14 protein-coding genes and 4 pseudogenes are annotated in these 15,578 nt (G+C 70.1%); 15 read left to right on the top strand and 3 right to left on the bottom strand.

Annotated features, from left to right (window positions below):
• Positions 1-48 precede the first annotated feature (48 nt).
• From QFZ76_RS06100 to QFZ76_RS06090, 3 genes and pseudogenes are all read left to right on the top strand, one after another.
• Positions 49-174: a hypothetical protein gene (locus QFZ76_RS06100; protein ID WP_307672731.1), complete on the top strand. Its 126-nt coding sequence runs from the start codon at positions 49-51 to the stop codon at positions 172-174.
• A gap of 106 nt (positions 175-280) precedes the next feature.
• Positions 281-1,047 (top strand): annotated as a pseudogene (locus QFZ76_RS06095) (glucose 1-dehydrogenase).
• A 35-nt stretch (positions 1,048-1,082) separates the two neighbouring features.
• Entirely contained in the window at positions 1,083-1,496 is a 414-nt protein-coding gene (locus QFZ76_RS06090) for a cupin domain-containing protein (RefSeq protein WP_307672730.1), read from the top strand.
• Between the two features lie 36 nt (positions 1,497-1,532).
• Here the strand turns inward: QFZ76_RS06090 and QFZ76_RS06085 are convergent.
• Positions 1,533-1,631 (bottom strand): annotated as a pseudogene (locus tag QFZ76_RS06085) (DUF4440 domain-containing protein); the annotation flags it as partial.
• Between the two features lie 271 nt (positions 1,632-1,902).
• On the opposite strand from QFZ76_RS06085, the gene QFZ76_RS06080 reads away from it, so the two are divergent.
• The 5 genes and pseudogenes from QFZ76_RS06080 to QFZ76_RS06060 all read left to right on the top strand — a co-directional run bounded on the left by QFZ76_RS06080 (position 1,903) and on the right by QFZ76_RS06060 (position 8,278).
• On the top strand, positions 1,903-2,553 hold the full coding sequence (locus QFZ76_RS06080) for a (2Fe-2S)-binding protein (protein WP_307672729.1): 651 nt from the start codon (positions 1,903-1,905) through the stop codon (positions 2,551-2,553).
• Between the two features lie 12 nt (positions 2,554-2,565).
• A complete protein-coding gene (locus QFZ76_RS06075; protein ID WP_307672728.1) occupies positions 2,566-3,546 on the top strand; it encodes a xanthine dehydrogenase family protein subunit M in 981 nt (326 codons plus the stop codon).
• Positions 3,543-5,738, top strand: coding sequence for a xanthine dehydrogenase family protein molybdopterin-binding subunit (locus tag QFZ76_RS06070; RefSeq protein ID WP_307672727.1), 2,196 nt, complete (start codon positions 3,543-3,545; stop codon positions 5,736-5,738). The genes QFZ76_RS06075 and QFZ76_RS06070 overlap by 4 nt, the downstream gene beginning before the upstream one ends.
• 155 nt (positions 5,739-5,893) lie before the next feature.
• Complete coding sequence (locus tag QFZ76_RS06065) at positions 5,894-7,117, top strand: XdhC family protein (protein WP_307672726.1); 1,224 nt, start codon at positions 5,894-5,896, stop codon at positions 7,115-7,117.
• 181 nt (positions 7,118-7,298) lie between these two features.
• Positions 7,299-8,278, top strand: a pseudogene (locus QFZ76_RS06060) (aldo/keto reductase).
• 168 nt (positions 8,279-8,446) lie between these two features.
• Here QFZ76_RS06060 and QFZ76_RS06055 read toward each other — a convergent pair.
• A complete protein-coding gene (locus QFZ76_RS06055; protein WP_307672725.1) occupies positions 8,447-8,668 on the bottom strand; it encodes a hypothetical protein in 222 nt (73 codons plus the stop codon).
• Between the two features lie 152 nt (positions 8,669-8,820).
• Between QFZ76_RS06055 and QFZ76_RS06050 the strand changes: the two genes are divergently transcribed.
• The 3 genes and pseudogenes from QFZ76_RS06050 to QFZ76_RS06040 all read left to right on the top strand — a co-directional run.
• Entirely contained in the window at positions 8,821-10,344 is a 1,524-nt protein-coding gene (locus QFZ76_RS06050) for an MFS transporter (RefSeq protein WP_307672724.1), read from the top strand.
• Positions 10,345-10,358: 14 nt separating this feature from the next.
• Entirely contained in the window at positions 10,359-10,733 is a 375-nt protein-coding gene (locus QFZ76_RS06045; protein WP_307672723.1) for a DUF2255 family protein, read from the top strand.
• A 34-nt stretch (positions 10,734-10,767) separates the two neighbouring features.
• Positions 10,768-10,854 (top strand): annotated as a pseudogene (locus QFZ76_RS06040) (dehydrogenase); the annotation flags it as partial.
• A 37-nt stretch (positions 10,855-10,891) separates the two neighbouring features.
• Here the strand turns inward: QFZ76_RS06040 and QFZ76_RS06035 are convergent.
• Positions 10,892-11,515 (bottom strand): TetR/AcrR family transcriptional regulator, encoded by a 624-nt coding sequence (locus QFZ76_RS06035; RefSeq protein ID WP_307672722.1) that lies wholly within the window; start codon positions 11,513-11,515, stop codon positions 10,892-10,894.
• Between the two features lie 149 nt (positions 11,516-11,664).
• On the opposite strand from QFZ76_RS06035, the gene QFZ76_RS06030 reads away from it, so the two are divergent.
• The 4 genes from QFZ76_RS06030 (at position 11,665) to QFZ76_RS06015 (ending at position 15,383) form a co-directional block, all read left to right on the top strand.
• A complete protein-coding gene (locus QFZ76_RS06030) occupies positions 11,665-12,660 on the top strand; it encodes an NADP-dependent oxidoreductase (protein ID WP_307672721.1) in 996 nt (331 codons plus the stop codon).
• Between the two features lie 49 nt (positions 12,661-12,709).
• Positions 12,710-13,576 (top strand): alpha/beta fold hydrolase, encoded by an 867-nt coding sequence (locus QFZ76_RS06025; RefSeq protein ID WP_307672720.1) that lies wholly within the window; start codon positions 12,710-12,712, stop codon positions 13,574-13,576.
• 33 nt (positions 13,577-13,609) lie between these two features.
• On the top strand, positions 13,610-14,416 hold the full coding sequence (locus QFZ76_RS06020) for a strictosidine synthase (protein ID WP_307672719.1): 807 nt from the start codon (positions 13,610-13,612) through the stop codon (positions 14,414-14,416).
• Between the two features lie 136 nt (positions 14,417-14,552).
• A complete protein-coding gene (locus tag QFZ76_RS06015; RefSeq protein ID WP_307672718.1) occupies positions 14,553-15,383 on the top strand; it encodes an enoyl-CoA hydratase/isomerase family protein in 831 nt (276 codons plus the stop codon).
• Positions 15,384-15,578 lie beyond the last annotated feature (195 nt).

Below are 15,578 nucleotides of genomic sequence, written 5' to 3'. Positions count from 1 at the left end.
GCCGAGTGCGAACCCGACGACGTATCCGCAAGCGAGAGGACTCCGCCCATGACCGTGACCAACGCGGCCCTCACCGGCAAGGCGGCCTTCGTGACCGGAGCCGACTCCGGCATCGGCTGCGCCACCGCCGCCTCCGGCCACGCCCTGGTCGTCGACGGCGGCCAAACCGTGTGACGGCGGCCCACGGCAAGGCGCAGTGCCACCGCGGCAAGGCGGAAGCCAAGCAGCCCGGCACCACGCGCGCGCTCCCACAGCTCAACGTTCGAAGGGACAACACCATATGAACCCGACATGCGACTTCACCGGCCAGGTCGCCTTCGTCACCGGCGCCGGCGCCGGTATGGGCCTGGCGACCGCCCGCGCCTTCGCCGAGTCCGGAGCCGCGGTCGCCCTCACCGACATCGACGAAGCGGCCCTAACGCAGCCGCGAAGGAACTCACCGGCGCAGGCCACCAAGTCCTCGCCCTCACCTGCGACGTCAGCGACGAGGACCAGGTGGCCGCCGCGGTCGACCGCACCGTGGAGACCTTCGGTCGCCTGGACATGGCCTACAACAACGCCGGCATCCAGATCCCGCCCAGCGACGCCGCCGACGAACCCGCCGAGAGGTTCGACCGCGTCAACGCCGTCAACCTCCGCGGCGTGTGGGCCTGCATGAAGCACGAATTGCGGCACATGCGCGCCCAGGGCAGCGGCGCCATCGTCAACTGCTTCTCCCTCGGCGGCCTCGTCGGCCTGCCCGGCCGTGCCTCGTACCACGCCTCCAAGCACGGTGTGATCGGCCTGACCACCAGCGCCGCCCTCGAGTACGCCCCACGCGGCATCCGCATCAACGCCGTCTGCCCCGGCACCATCGACACCCCCATGGTCAGCGACATGATCGCCAAGGGAGAACTCGACCGCGCCGAGGCCGAAGCCAACCAGCCCATCAATCGGCTCGGAACCGCCGAGGAGATCGCCCAGGCGGTCCTGTGGCTGTGCAGCCCCGGAGCGGGCTTCGTCGTCGGCGTCGCTCTCCCCGTGGACGGCGGCTACGTCGCCCGTTAGGGCGCTCCGCGCACCAGCAACCCTGGAGAGACACCATGGAATTCATCAAGCAGCAGCCCAGCAGCAAGGCCCCGGCCAACTGGTTCACCGGCGACGTGTGGTGGGACGTCATCGTGGCCGGCCAGGAGCCGTCCAGGATGCGCGCCAACCTGGTCCGCTTCTCACCGGGCGCCCGCACCAACTGGCACTCCCACGCTGTCGGTCAGACCCTCCACGTCGTTGCCGGCATCGCCCTGATCGGCACCCGGGACGGCACCGTCTTCGAGGCCCACCCCGGCGAGACCGTCGCCTGCCCGCCGAACGAGGAACACTGGCACGGCGCCGCCCCCGACCGGTTCATGGAGCACATCGCCCTGTGGGAGGGCACCGGCGACGGCACCCCCGAGACCACCTGGGCCGAGCCGGTCACCGACCAGCAGTACAACGGCCCCCGCAGCCGCAACCAGTAGCTCCGGCCAATTATCGAACACGCAACCGGGGCTTGCTCAGGGCGCCAGGGCGTCCCGCACGAGGGCCGTGTCGGCGAACTGCTCGAAGCGGACGGTCGGTCCGCCACGCACAACGAAGTGGTGAGCGACGCGGACGCACCCACGACCAGGGAGGCGGCGCGGCCTGTCCTGCCTCTGCCTCCCCGCGCGAAAGTGCCCCCGATCATGTCGGCCAGTCGCTCCTGACGGAGCGTAAAGGGGGAGGAAAGTCTCCCTGCCACGAGCGTCGCTGGTGGTGCGAGACTCCCGAGTGACCGGCCTCCGCTGCCAAGGCGCGCGGTTACCCGGTTCCCCGCGGTGACGACGATCCAGTCTCCCGTCCCGCTGTTGAGTACGGCCGATCCGTCCGCGATACGAAGGCGTACGTATGTCCACTGAACTCCCTGAGTCTGCCGTTCCACCCACCACCGACGCCGGCGAGTCCTCGTCGGCGCCCACTCGGCGCACCTTCATCGCCACCAGCACGGCGGTCGGTGGTGCGGTCGTCGCGGGCGGCGTGATCGGAGGATCATTCCTCGCGGCCCCGGAGGAGGTGGCCGCCGCCGAGGCGCCGCCCTCCAGCCGCGTGTCCCTGACGGTCAACGGCACCCGCCGGACCGTGACGGTCGACAACCGCACGTCGCTGCTGGACCTGCTGCGCGAGCACCTCGGTCTCGTCGGCTCCAAGAAGGGCTGCAACGCCGGGGCCTGTGGCGCGTGCACCGTGCTGGTCGACGGCCGGCGGGTCAACTCCTGTCTGACGCTGGCCGTTCGCCTGGAGGGCGCAGAGGTCACCACCATCGAGGGCTTGGCCGACGGCGACCGACTCCACCCGCTGCAGCAGGCGTTCATCGACGAGGACGCCTTCCAGTGCGGCTACTGCACACCCGGCCAGATCGTCTCCGGTGTCGGCTGCATCCAGGAGGGCCACACCGGCTCGCCGGAGGAGATCCGGGAGTGGATGAGCGGCAACATCTGCCGCTGCGGCTGCTACGTGAAAATCGTGCGCGCGGTCGAGCAGACCGCCGCCCGGAAGTAAGGAGCGGCCGTCATGCATCCCTTCACCTACATACGCGTGTCCGACACGCGGGAAGCTCTCAACGCCGGTCGTCGCGGCGGGCGTTACATCGCCGGCGGCACCACGCTGGTCGACCTGATGCGGGAGACCGTCGAGCGCCCCGAGGCGTTGGTCGACATCAGCGGTCTGCCGCTGGACGAGGTCACCGTCACCGAGCGCGGCGGGCTGCGTATCGGTGCGCTGGTGACCATGTCCGAGGCCGCCGCCCACCGCAAGGTGCGCACCCTGTTCCCGGTCATCTCCGAGGCGCTGGAGCTGAGCGCGTCGGCCCAGCTGCGGAACATGGCCACCATCGGCGGCAACATCATGCAGCGCACCCGGTGCACGTACTTCCGTGACGTGACCGCCGACTGCAACAGGCGCGAGCCCGGTTCCGGCTGCGCGGCGCTGGAGGGCGTCAACCGTACGCACGCCATCCTGGGCACCTCCGACGCCTGCGTGGCCACCCACCCCTCCGACGTCGCCGTGGCGTTCGCGGCGCTCGAGGCGCAGGTGCGTCTGCTGGGTCCGGACGGGGAGCGCCAGGTTCCCTTCGCAGACTTCCTGTTGCGGCCGGGCAGCACCCCGAACCGTGAACAGGCCCTCAGGAAGGGCGAGTTGATCACCGCGGTGGAGATCCCCGCATTGCCGCGTCCCCTGAAGTCGGGCTACCTGAAGGTGCGTGACCGGCAGTCCTACGAGTTCGCCCTGACCTCGGCGGCCGTAGCGCTGCATGTGCGCGGCGGGCTGATCCGCGAGGCACGAGTGGCCGCCGGAGGGGTGGGCACGGTGCCGTGGAAGCTGCCGGCCGTCGAGCGGCACCTCGTCGGCGAGCGCCCCTCCGACTCGTTGTGGACGGCCGCTGCCGCCAAGGCGGCGGAAGGCGCCCGTCCCCTTCAACACAACCGGTTCAAGGTCGAGTTGCTCCAGCGGACCGTCGAACGCCAGCTGCGCATCGTAGGAGGCACCAAGTGAGCCCCCAGCCGCAGGCAGCCGTGGGTGCGCCGCTGTCCCGGGTGGACGGCCGGCTGAAGGTCACGGGCAAGGCGCAGTACGCCGCCGAGTTCGATGTCGACGGGGCGGTGCACGCCGTCATCGTGGACGCGAGCATCGGCCGCGGGCGTATCACCGGCATCGACACGGGCGCCGCCGAGGCCCAGCCGGGCGTGCTGCGGGTGATCCACCACGGCAACGCACCGAAGCTGCCGTACCGCGACAACGCCGGGTCGAACAACCCGCCGGGCCGGCGGCAGCGGGTCTTCCAGGACGACCGGGTGCTCTTCCACGGCCAGCCGGTCGCCGTCGTGGTCGCCACCACCCTGGAGGCCGCGCAGCACGGCGCGAGCCTGGTGAAGGTCGAGTACGACGCCGAGCGGCCCTCGACCGATCTGCACGATGCGGAGCGGGACAAGCCCACGAACTACGCGCGCGGCGATGCGGAAGCGGGCCTGCGCGACGCTCCCGTACGGCTGGATCTGACGTACCAACTCGCCCGCAACCACCACAATCCGATGGAGCCGCACGCCACCATCGCCCGCTGGGACGGCGACAAGCTGACCGTGTGGGACAAGACGCAGTGGGTGATGGGCACGCATGACGAGCTCGCGGCCGTGTTCGGCCTGCCCGCGGAGTCGGTGCGCGTCATCAACCCGTTCGTCGGCGGCGGCTTCGGCAGCGGGCTGCGCTGCTGGCCGCACAGCGTCGTCGCCGCCCTGGCCGCGCGGGAGACGAAGCGTCCGGTCAAGCTGGTGCTGAGCCGCAAACAGATGTACTTCGGCACCGGCTTTAGGCCGTCGTACGAGTACCGGCTGCGCCTCGGCAGCGATGGGCGCGGCCGGCTGACCGCCGCGATCCACGACATCGACGCCGAGACCTCCTCGTACGAGACGTTCACCGAGTCCGTCATGGGCGCGGGGCAGATGCTCTACAGCATGCCGAACGTCAGCCAGGCGTACCGGACGGTCCCCCTCGACGTGAACACCCCGATCTGGATGCGCGGCCCCGGCTTCGCCTCGGCGTCGTTCGTGATCGAGTCGGCCATGGACGAACTCGCGCACAAACTGGGCGTCGACCCGATCGAGCTGCGCCGGCGCAACGAACCGAACGAGGACGAGTCGAGCAACCTGCCGTTCTCCACCCGTCGGCTGCGCGAGTGCTACACCGTCGGCGCCCGCGAGTTCGGCTGGCAGCGCCGCTCCGCCCGGCCACGTTCGAGGCGCGAGGGCGACTGGCTGATCGGCCTGGGTATGGCCGCCGGCGTCTACGACCCCGGGCGTTACCCCGCACAGGCCCGGGCCCGCCTCGATGCCGACGGCACCGCCGTGGTCGAGGCGGCCACCAGTGACATGGGGCCGGGCACCTACACCTCCCAGACCCAGGTCGCGGCCGACGCCCTCGGGCTGACCATGCGCACGGTCACCTTCCGGCTCGGCGACTCCCTCTACCCGCGGACCTCGCCGCACGGCGGCTCGGCGACCATGGCCAGCGTCGGCACCGCCGTCCACGACGCCTGCAACCAGGTGCGGCAGCAGGCGATCGAGCTGGCCGTCGAGGACCGCGAGTCACCGCTGTACGGGGTGAAGGCGGACGACGTGGTCGTACGCGGCGGCCGGCTGCACGTGCAGGCCAACCCGGCCCGCGGGGAGACGTACCGGACGCTCCTGGCCCGCAACGACCGCACCCACCTCGAAGCGGGCGGCTCCTACACCGGGCCGCCAAGTCCCGAGCGGCACTCCTACCATGCCTACAACGCCACCTTCGCCGAGGTCGCCGTCGACGCGACCCTGGGCCTCGTACGGGTCAGGCGCATGCTCGGCGTGTACGACGCGGGGCGCATCATCAGCCCCAAGCTCGCCGACAGCCAGGCGATCGGCGGCATCGTGGGCGGCATCGGCACCGCCCTGCTGGAACACACGGCCACCGACCACCGCGACGGCCGGATCGTCAACGCCAACCTCGCCGACTACCTCGTCCCCGTCAACGCCGACGTCCCCGAGGTCAGGGCGATCTACCTGGACGGCGAGGACAACGACGGCAACGCGCTCGGCGTCAAGGGGCTCGGCGAGGTCGTCCAGGTGGGGGTGGCGGCCGCGATCGGCAACGCGGTCTTCAACGCCACCGGCCGCCGCGTCCGCGAACTGCCCATCACCGCCGAGGCGTTGCTCTGACCCATGCGCTTCGGCGCATGGCACACCGCACGTCCGGCAGCCCGCGCTCCGTCCGGCGGCCGGACCTTCCAGGGCCGCCGCCGCATGACGCTTTCCCCGGCGTCGTGGCGGCGGCCCGCTCACCTTCCGATCCTGTCCTGCCATGGAGAACTGCCATGCTCAACATCGCGGACACACTGCACCGCTGGTGCCGCGAAGCACGTCCCTTCGCCCTGGCCACCGTCGTCGACGTGCACGGCAGCGCACCCCTGCCCGCCGGTACGTCGGTCGCGGTGGACGAGGACGGCACCGCGGTCGGCAGCATCTCCGGCGGCTGCGTCGAGGGCGCCGTCTACGAACTGTGCCGGCAGGTGCTCAGTGACCGGGGCGCCCCGCAGCGCGCCTGGTTCGGGTACTCCGACGACGACGCCTTCGCCGTAGGACTGACCTGCGGCGGCGAACTCGACGTCCTCGTCCAGCGCATCGATCCCGCAGCCCAGCCGCACTTGGTCACGGCCCTCTCCGAGATCGATCGAGGGCGTCCGGTCGCCGTGGCACAGGTCGTGGACGGCCCGGAGCACCTTCTTGGCTCCACGCTGAGCGTGCTCGGCGGTGACCATGCCGCCCACGGGCATGTGGACGGAGGCCCGGCGGACCGGGCAGCGGCCGACCAGGCCAGGGCCCTGCTGCGGGCCGGCCGCACCGCCCGCGTCGATATCGGCGGGACAGGGGACGAATGCCCCGAACGGCTGTCCGTCCTCGTCCACGTCCATGCGTCCCGGCCCCGCCTGCTGGTCTTCGGCGCGGTCGACTTCGCCGCCGCCCTCAGCCAGGCCGGCCACTTCCTCGGCTACCACGTCACGGTCTGCGACGCCCGCCCCGTCTTCGCCACGACCGCACGCTTCCCCCACGCGGACGACGTGGTGGTCGACTGGCCCCACCGCTACCTCGAACGCACCGAAGTGGACGAGCGCACCGCCGTATGCGTCCTCACCCACGACGCCAAGTTCGACATCCCCCTGCTGCGCCTGGCCCTCGGCCTGCCCGTCGCCTACGTGGGCGCCATGGGCTCCCGGCGCACCCACGACGAGCGCCTGCGCCTCCTGCGTCAGGAGGGCGTCACGGCAGACGAGTTGGCGCGGCTGCGTTCTCCGATCGGCCTCGACCTCGGAGCCCGTACGCCCGAGGAGACGGCGGTCTCCATCACCGCGGAGATCATCGCCCAGGCCAACCAGGGAACGGGCCGGCCCCTGACCCGGATCACCGGCCCGATCCACCGGCCGAGTTCTACAAGGCAATGGACGAGGCCCGAGCCGTCAAGGCCCTCCCGAAGCCCTGACCGGACGCCGGAGTTGGCCCTACCGGCCGACGGCGTTACGTCGCACGGTAGCGGGCGCTGACCGTGGTCAACGGGAGCCGCTGAGCTTGCGTCGGCCTACCACCGCCTCGGGACGGGTGGCTGAGCACACCGTTGCCACGGGGCGACCGATCGACCGTGTGACGGCGAACTCCTGACCCATCAGTTCTTCGCGGTACGGGTACGCAGCCGTCCGCGCCCCCCACAAGAAAAGGGCAAACGCCATGCAGTACGCACACCTGGGCCGCACCGGCCTGAAGGTCAGCCGTCTCGCGCTGGGCACTTCGGCGACGCGACGGACGAAGCCGCCAGTTTCAAGATCATGGACTCCGCATTGGAGGCCGGCATCAACCTGTTCGACACCGCCGACGTCTACGGCGGGCCGCAGTCTCCTGACATGGAGCAGGGGTACGGGCTGTCCGAGGAGATCATCGGGCGCTGGCTCGCCCAGGGCGGCCGGCGGGAGCAGATCGTGCTGGCGACGAAGGTGTACCAGCCGATGGGCACCGGCCCGAACGACAAGTACCTGTCCGCGTACAAAATCCGTAAAGCCGCGGAGGACAGCCTGCGGCGTCTTCAGACCGACCACATCGACCTCTACCAGATGCACCACATCGACCGGTCGACTCCCTGGGAGGAGATCTGGCAGGCGATGGAACAGCTGGTACGCGAGGGCAAGGTGATCTACGTCGGCAGCAGCAACTTCGCCGGCTGGCAGATCGCGACCGCACAGAACGCCGCCGCCTCCCGCAGCTTCCTCGGCCTGGTGTCCGAGCAGAGCCTGTACAACCTGTCCGCGCGCACCATCGAACTCGAAGTGATCCCGGCACTTCGCCACTACGGGCTCGGCCTGATCCCGTGGAGCCCCCTGGGCGGCGGGCTGCTCGGCGGAGCACTGAAGAAGGCACAGGAAGGCCGCCGCGCGACGCCGAAGACGCAGGACGCCATTGAGCGGTACCGGCCCCAGCTGGAGGCGTACGAGGCGTTGTGCGCCGAGATCGGCGAACAGCCCGCCGACGTCGCTCTGGCCTGGCTGCTGCACAACCCGGTCCTCACCGCCACGATCGTAGGCCCCCGCACCCCCGAACAGCTCGCGACCAGTCGGCACGCCCTCAACGTGCACCTGTCGAAGGAAACGCTGGACAAGCTCGACGAGATCTGGCCCGGCCCCGGCGGCGAAGCCCCCGAAGCGTATGCCTGGTAGACCCGAACGGATGATCCCGCCGCACCATGCGGGACACGGCGGATCGGTGGCATCTCCGTACGTACCCCGACGAGTAGCCGCGAACGATCCCGGAGCAGAAAGCTGCGGGCAGGAGCCGTCCATGGAAGAGTTCACCAGCACTCTGAGCGCAGGCACCCATGGCCACGATCAGCAGAGCGCGGTGTTCGTCTCCTCGGCCAGCCTCCGCAGGAGGTGGTCCTGGAACGCCTCGCCGTGGACTGCGTGGTGCGGCTGCAACTGCTGGCGGTGGAACCAGTACCCGTCGGTGGTCAGGGCCTGGGGGTCGTCGCTGGAGGCGAGCCACTCCTGTGCCTGATGGCCGAGCTGCAGATCGTCCGGTGCGCCCGGTCCGCCCATCTTGGTCGGCACCCACCCCGGATCCACGGCGTTGCTGTGGCTGTGCAGCCTCGGGGCAGGCTTCGTCGTCGGGACCGCGCTGCCGGTCGACGGCGGGTACGTCGCCCGCTGAATCCTCGCCGCGAACAGAAAGGATGAGCCGCCCCGAGGGCGGAGCAACGACCATGCTGAAGAACTCCATTCTGCGCCGGCGTAAGCCGGCCGACGACACAGGCTCAGTCCTCGGGCAGCCGGTCACCGGGCGTATCCGTGCCGGGACGGGGCCGGTGCTGCGGGTGCGGCCGGGCGCGGCGCTGGCAGCGGCGCTGCTGGGGTTCTTCGTCATCACTCTGGACGCCCTGGTCGTCAACGTCGCCCTGCCCGCCATCCGGACCGACCTGGGCGGCGGGATGACGGGCCTGCAGTGGGTCGTCGACGGCTACACCTTGATGTTCGCAGCTCTGCTGCTGTCGGCTGGTTCGCTCTCGGATCGCGTCGGCGCGCGCCGGGCGTTCGCTCTGGGCCTGGTGGTGTTCGTGGCCGCTTCCGCCGCGTGCGGGCTGGCCCCCAGCCTGCCCGCCCTGATCGCCGCCCGCCTGGTGCAGGGTGCCGGAGCGGCCGCGATGATGCCCACCAGCCTGGCGCTGATCCGCGAGGCCTACTCCGATCCGGTCAAACGGGGCCGGGCGGTGGCGCTATGGGCGGTGGGCGGCGCGGTCGCCTCCGCCGCCGGGCCGGTCGCCGGTGGTGCGGCCAGCCTGATCAGCTGGCGGACGATCTTCTTCATCAACCTGCCGGTCGGCGCCGCCGCGCTGGTGCTGCTGGCCTTCGCCGCCCGCTCACCGGGCCGCGCCGTGCCCTTCGACGTCACCGGGCAGATCAGCGCGGTCCTCGCGATGGGCGCGCTGACGTTCGCCGCGATCGAAGCGGGTTCCGCCGGATTCGCCGCACCCCAGGTCTGGGCCGCCGCCCTGCTCACGGTGGGCGCAGCCGCGGTGTTCGTCCGGGCCCAGGCCCGCGGCCGGCATCCGATGGTGCCGCTGGAGCTGCTGCGCCGACGGACCGTGCTGATCTCCTGTGGCGCCGGGTTCGCGTTCATGGCCGCCTTCTACGGCATGGTGTTCGTCTTCAGCATCTACCTCCAGCAGCAGCGCGGTCTGTCCGCGCTCGCGACCGGGCTCACGTTCGTCCCGATGACGGTGCTCTCCGCGTTCGTCAACCCGCTCTCCGCCCGCGCCGCCGAACGCTTCGGGCCCCGGGTGCCGATCGGGTGCGGCATGTACCTCATGACCTGCGGCCTGCTCTCGCTGGCCCTGGTGCCGGCCGGGATACCGACGTGGGCGCTGGCCCTGCTGATGCTGCCGGTCGGACTCGGCGGCCCGCTCGCCATGCCCCCGACCACCGCGCTGCTCGTCAACAGCGTCCCCGCCCACCAGACCGGCACCGCCAGCGGCGTCTTCAACACCAGCCGCCAGCTCGGCGGCGCACTCGCCGTCGCCGTCTTCGGCGCCCTCATCGCCGACCAGGCGCACTTCCTACCCGGGCTGCGTATCAGCCTCGTCCTCGCCGCCTTGACCACCCTGGCCGCCGCTACCGCCAGCCTCTACCTCCGCCCCACACCAGCGGGCGCCCCAGAAGACGAAGACCCCGCCGATCCGTCGGCCGTTCCCCGGCCTGCGGCTCCCCCCTCCACGGACAACCGCGCGTAGAAGGAGACACCGCGATGACGCACTGGACCAGCGACCAGCTCAACGCGATCGAGCAGACCGGCGAACTGCACATCCAGCCCCAGCGGGCCGACGGCCGGCTGCGCACGCCCACCACCATCTGGGTGGTGCGCGAAGGAGACGACCTCTACGTGCGTTCCTACAACGGCCCCGACGGTGCCTGGTTCCGCACCGCGAAGGCCAGCGGCACCGGACACATCCGCTGCGGCGGCATCGACCAGGACGTCACCTTGACCCCGATCCACGACGGCGCGCTCAACGACCGCATCGATGGCGCCTACCGCACCAAGTACGCCGCCGCCAGCGCCTACGTCCCACCGATGGTCGCCGACCGGGCCCGCGCCACCACCCTCAAGCTCACCCCCCGCTGACCGAACCCAGTCAGTCCCTCGCAGGGAGTACCTCGTGACCACGTTCGCCCTCATCGGAGCCGGAACCGGACTCGGCGCCGCCGTCGCCCGCCGCTTCGGCCGCCAGGGCTTCGACATCAGCTGAACACTGCGCGATGGTTGGCTCGTGGAGCGAGCGGTCATGCGGCGCGGTGGTGGGGCGCCAGAGTGGCATGGATCTGGTCGCGGATGTCGGCGAGGACGGCTTCGTCGCTGCGGTGCAGGTACACGGTGGCGGTGGTGCTGATGTGGATGATCGCGGTGATCACCCGCGCCAGCGTTGCCGCGTCGGCGGCGCCGATGTGCTCGTTGCGGGTGAGCAGGCCGGTGATGCCGTCCTCGAGGCGGCCGGCAAGGGTTAGACCCGCTTGCCGGTAGGGCTCGGCCGGGTCGCCGAAGACGAGTTCGTGCAGGTATGTGCGGCCGTTCTCGACGTGCTCCCTCAGGCACTCCACCACGGGACGGATGAGAGCGACGACCGGCTCCAGTACGCCCTGCCCGACGGCGTCGTTCGCGGCGGCGAGGCCGGAATCGATGGCGGCGGCGAACTTCTCGTTCTGCACCATGATCAGCAGCTCGGCCTTCGTGGACGCGTACAGGTAGAGGGTGCCGATCGCGACGTCGGCCCGGTGGGCGATCTGCTGCGTCGTGACCTTGCTGACGCCGTGTTCGGCGAACAGCTCGCGGGCCGCGGTCATGATGCGCTCGCGCTTGGCCTGTTTGGCCCGCTCGCGGCGCCCGATCGGCATGTGGCCGCGTCCCATGGGGACCTCCCTTGACAATATTTCCGAGTGGACTCATTATTGAGTGTACTCGGATTGGTCGGGTGGGGGCGAGGCCCTGGATGCCGCACAGAGTTTGCCGATCCAATCTCAAACCTGGATAAATAAGACAAGACTAGGAATGGCGCCCCATGAGAGCGTTCGTCGTCACCAAGTACAAGGAGCCGCTGCAGGAGGCGGAAGTCCCCGAGCCCACCGTGGGGGAGCACGACGTGCTGGTCCGGGTGGAGGCCGCCGGGCTGAACCCGCTGGATGAGAAGATCCGCGCCGGTGAGTTCAAGCAGATCCTGCCCTACAAGCTGCCACTGATCCTGGGCAACGACGTCGCGGGCACCGTCATCGGTGTCGGGACGGCCGTTCGCGGCTTCAAGCCCGGAGACGAGGTCTACGCCCGGCCCGCCCAGGACCGCATCGGCACGTTCGCCGAGCGCATCGCCGTCGCGGAGGACGACGTGGCGCTCAAGCCCGCCTCGATCAGCATGGATGAGGCCGGCTCGCTGCCGCTGGTGGCGCTCACGGCGTGGCAGGCGCTGGTGGAGCGCGGGAGGGTGCGGCCCGGGCAGAAGGTTCTCATCCACGCCGGCGCCGGCGGGGTCGGTTCGATCGCGATCCAGCTCGCCGCGCACCTCGGTGCGAGCGTCGCCACGACCGCCAGCGGTTCCAACGAGCACTTCGTGCGCGCGCTCGGCGCGGACACGGTGATCGATTACCGCACCCAGGACTTCGAGCAGCTCCTGACCGGCTACGACCTGGTGTTGGACGGCCTCGGTGGTGAGAATCTCGAGAAGTCCCTGCGGGTGCTCAAGCCCGGCGGCAAAGCCATCGGGATCGCCGGTCCCCCGGACCCCGCGTTCGCCCGCGAGGCCGGCCTGAACCCGCTGCTGCGCCTGGCGGTCGCCGGCCTGAGCGGCAAGATCCGCAGGCAGGCGAAGAAGCTCGGGGTGACGTACGAGTTCCTGCTCATGCGCGCCGGCGGCGACCAGCTCCGCCAGATCACCACCCTCATCGACCAGGGCGTGGTGCGCCCGGTCGTGGGAAAGGTGGTCGGCTTCGACCAGACCCCGCAGGCGCTGCAGTCCCTGTCCCAGGGTGGCATCCGCGGCAAGGCCGTCATCGGCAACAGCTGACCCGCCGCAACCGCGACGGGCGACACAAAACACACGAGGAGAATCCGTCATGAGCAGCACCGGCACCCCGAACGAAGCCGTCGTCACCTCCTACGCGAAGGCCCCGGCCCGCACCGTCAGCGCCGGTGGCGTCACCTACGCCTACCGCGAGCTGGGACCGAAGGGCGGTATCCCCGTCGTCTTCTTCGTCCACCTCGCCGGGACCCTGGACAACTGGGACCCCCGCATCGTCGACCCCATCGCCAAGGGCCGTCACGTCATCGCCTTCGACAACCGCGGTGTCGGGGCCTCCACCGGCCAGGTGCCGGACAGTGTCGAGGCGATGGCCGACGACGCCTACACCTTCATCAAGGCGCTCGGGTACGACAAGATCGACATCTTCTCCTTCTCCCTCGGCGGCATGGTCGCCCAGGCCCTGGTGGTGAAGCACCCCGAGCTCGTCCGCAAGCTCGTCCTCACCGGCACCGGCCCCAAGGGCGGCAAGGACATCGAGAAGGTTGTGGCCACCACGTACTGGGACACGCTGCGCGCCACCGTGACCCGCTCGGACCCCAAGGAGTTCCTGTTCTTCAACCGCAACGCCACCGGCAAGGCCGCCGCGCGCGCGTTCGTCAACCGGCTCAAGGAGCGCACGGTCGACCGCGACGCGGAGATCAAGGTCAAGGCGTTCCAGACACAGCTGAAGGCGATCAAGAAGTGGGGGCTCTCCGCCCCCGACGACCTGTCGAAGATCACCCACCCCACGCTGATCGCCAACGGCGACAACGACCGTATGGTGCCGTCGGTCCTGTCGGAGGACCTGCACCGGCGCATCAAGGGCAGTGAGCTGGTCATGTACCCCGACTCCGGGCACGGCGGCATCTTCCAGTACCACCAGGAGTTCGCCCCCGTAGCGGTCGAGTTCCTGGCCCGATGACCACCACCTGACCAGGAAGAGAAGGGCAACACCATGAGCACGTCACCGGCCGTCGCACCCCTGGACGTGAAGAAGCACCTCACCTCCTCGATCCTGCTGTGGGTGCGCACCGACCAGCCCCGCCAGACCGGCATGGACCACTGGAAGGGCCCGCACTCAGGGATCATCTCCGCCACCCCGGGCCTGGAGGAGTACCGGCAGATCCACCTCGCCGAGCACAACCCGGGCCGGTGGCCGACCACCGACGGGGTCCAGACCGCGATCCCCGCCGACCGGAAGATCGACGGCGTCGCGGAAGTCACCTTCCAATCGGCGCTCGCACCCCTGAAAGGGCGCAAGCAGACGAAGCTGGCCTACGCCGACGAGATCAACGTGTTCCGCCGCACCCTGCTCTACGCCGGCCCGCCGAACTCATCCCGCTGGTACGACGTCGCAGGCCCCGGACAGACGGTCGGTGCCCGCACTCTCGTCTACCTGCGCCGCAGAGACGGGGTCGGCGCCGGCGACTTCCGGAAGTTCGTCAACGAGCAGCTCGCCCCCGCGCTCGCCGGCACCGGAGTGCTGAAGGAACTGCGCACGCAGACCTTCCTGCCCTGGCCCGAAAAGCTCTGGGACACCCCGAATGTCGCCCACGACAACCCCCACGACCAGCACTTCCACGCCTCCCTCATCCTCGGGTTCACCGACACAGAGGCACGGAACGCCTTCTTCACCGGCCAGGTGATCCAGGACCTGTCCAACCGGCTGGCACCGCAGGTCTCCGCGATCCACGCCTATGACGTCACCGCCGCCCTCACCTACGTCAAGAACGGCGGCATCCTCCCGCACTACGAGGAGTGAGCGGCGCAGGCGAGAAGCGGACCGCCGGATCTACTCAGCAATTCATCCGCCCCACGCTTCCTGGCCCTCTCGCGCCCCCGTCGCCGTCTGACACCCCTCACGCGTCCGAATCCGTATCCGTAGCCAGGAGCCAGCCATGAGCGAGCGCAGCACCATCCATTACGAGCGCACCTCACCGCAGATCGCGAAGATCACCTTCGCCAACCCGCCTGTCAACCTCATCGTCGGCGAGACCGTCCTGCGCCTCATCGAGATCGTCGAGGAACTGGCCACCGACCCGGACATCCAGGTCGTGGTGTTCGACAGCGCCACCCCCGACTTCTTCTACAACCACTTCGACCTGGCCGCCGCCGCCGACTTCCCCGCCCCCGAGGACCCGGACGCGGTGCCGGCATGGACGAATCTGGTCCTGGAACTCTCCAAAGCGCCCTACATCACCATCGCGGCCATCCGGGGACGCACCCGCGGCGGCGGGAACGAGCTCGCCCTCGCCCTCGATCTGCGCTACGCCAGTCGTGAGAAGGCGATCTTCGGACAGCCCGAGGTCGGCAGCGGACTGCTTCCCGGCGGTGGCGGCACCGAACGCCTCCCTCGCGCCATCGGACGCGACCGCGCCCTGGAAGCCATCCTCACCAGCGACGACTACGACGCCGACACCGCCGAGCGTTGGGGCTGGGTCACCCGCGCCCTCCCCGACAGCGAACTCGACGCCTTCGTCGGCACCGTCGCCGCCCGGCTCGCCTCCTTCGACCGCACCTCACTCGCCTCGGCCAAAGCTCAGATCAACCGGGCCACCCTGCCCCCGGACGCGGATCTGGTCGCCGCCTACGGCGAGTTCGCCCACTCCCTCACTCTCCCCGGGTTCCTCGCCCGCGCCGCCGGTACGCAGGCCATCGCCGAGCAGGCCGGCATCGACTTCGAATACCGTCTCGGGCACCACATCGGCATCGCCAACCAGCAACGCTGACACCCATCAGAAAGCGAGCACGGACGCAGCGGATGCCGCGGCCGTGCTCGTTTGCCGCTTCGGGGCACAGGCCGATCGGCCAGGACTCACCCCCCAGCGGCGCAGCCCGTACCCGCCGACACTACTGCGGGTGGCGTTCGGGGCAGTGCCCTGGCGGTCGCTGGACGAACTACATGGACGTGCTCGACGAAGTGC

Origin of the sequence: Streptomyces sp. V4I2 (genome assembly GCF_030817655.1) — a bacterium.
In the GTDB taxonomy this organism is placed as follows: domain Bacteria; phylum Actinomycetota; class Actinomycetes; order Streptomycetales; family Streptomycetaceae; genus Streptomyces; species Streptomyces plumbiresistens.
This window is presented reverse-complemented; position numbering and strand designations above follow the sequence as displayed.

Coding starts and splice junctions, on each gene's coding strand:
- QFZ76_RS06050 (WP_307672724.1), top strand. CDS start 8,821: ATGCTGAAGAACTCCATTCTGCGCCGGCGTAAGCCGGCCGACGACACA.
- QFZ76_RS06025 (WP_307672720.1), top strand. CDS start 12,710: ATGAGCAGCACCGGCACCCCGAACGAAGCCGTCGTCACCTCCTACGCG.
- QFZ76_RS06020 (WP_307672719.1), top strand. CDS start 13,610: ATGAGCACGTCACCGGCCGTCGCACCCCTGGACGTGAAGAAGCACCTC.
- QFZ76_RS06090 (WP_307672730.1), top strand. CDS start 1,083: ATGGAATTCATCAAGCAGCAGCCCAGCAGCAAGGCCCCGGCCAACTGG.
- QFZ76_RS06065 (WP_307672726.1), top strand. CDS start 5,894: ATGCTCAACATCGCGGACACACTGCACCGCTGGTGCCGCGAAGCACGT.
- QFZ76_RS06075 (WP_307672728.1), top strand. CDS start 2,566: ATGCATCCCTTCACCTACATACGCGTGTCCGACACGCGGGAAGCTCTC.
- QFZ76_RS06015 (WP_307672718.1), top strand. CDS start 14,553: ATGAGCGAGCGCAGCACCATCCATTACGAGCGCACCTCACCGCAGATC.
- QFZ76_RS06035 (WP_307672722.1), bottom strand. CDS start 11,515: ATGGGACGCGGCCACATGCCGATCGGGCGCCGCGAGCGGGCCAAACAG.
- QFZ76_RS06045 (WP_307672723.1), top strand. CDS start 10,359: ATGACGCACTGGACCAGCGACCAGCTCAACGCGATCGAGCAGACCGGC.
- QFZ76_RS06030 (WP_307672721.1), top strand. CDS start 11,665: ATGAGAGCGTTCGTCGTCACCAAGTACAAGGAGCCGCTGCAGGAGGCG.
- QFZ76_RS06100 (WP_307672731.1), top strand. CDS start 49: ATGACCGTGACCAACGCGGCCCTCACCGGCAAGGCGGCCTTCGTGACC.
- QFZ76_RS06080 (WP_307672729.1), top strand. CDS start 1,903: ATGTCCACTGAACTCCCTGAGTCTGCCGTTCCACCCACCACCGACGCC.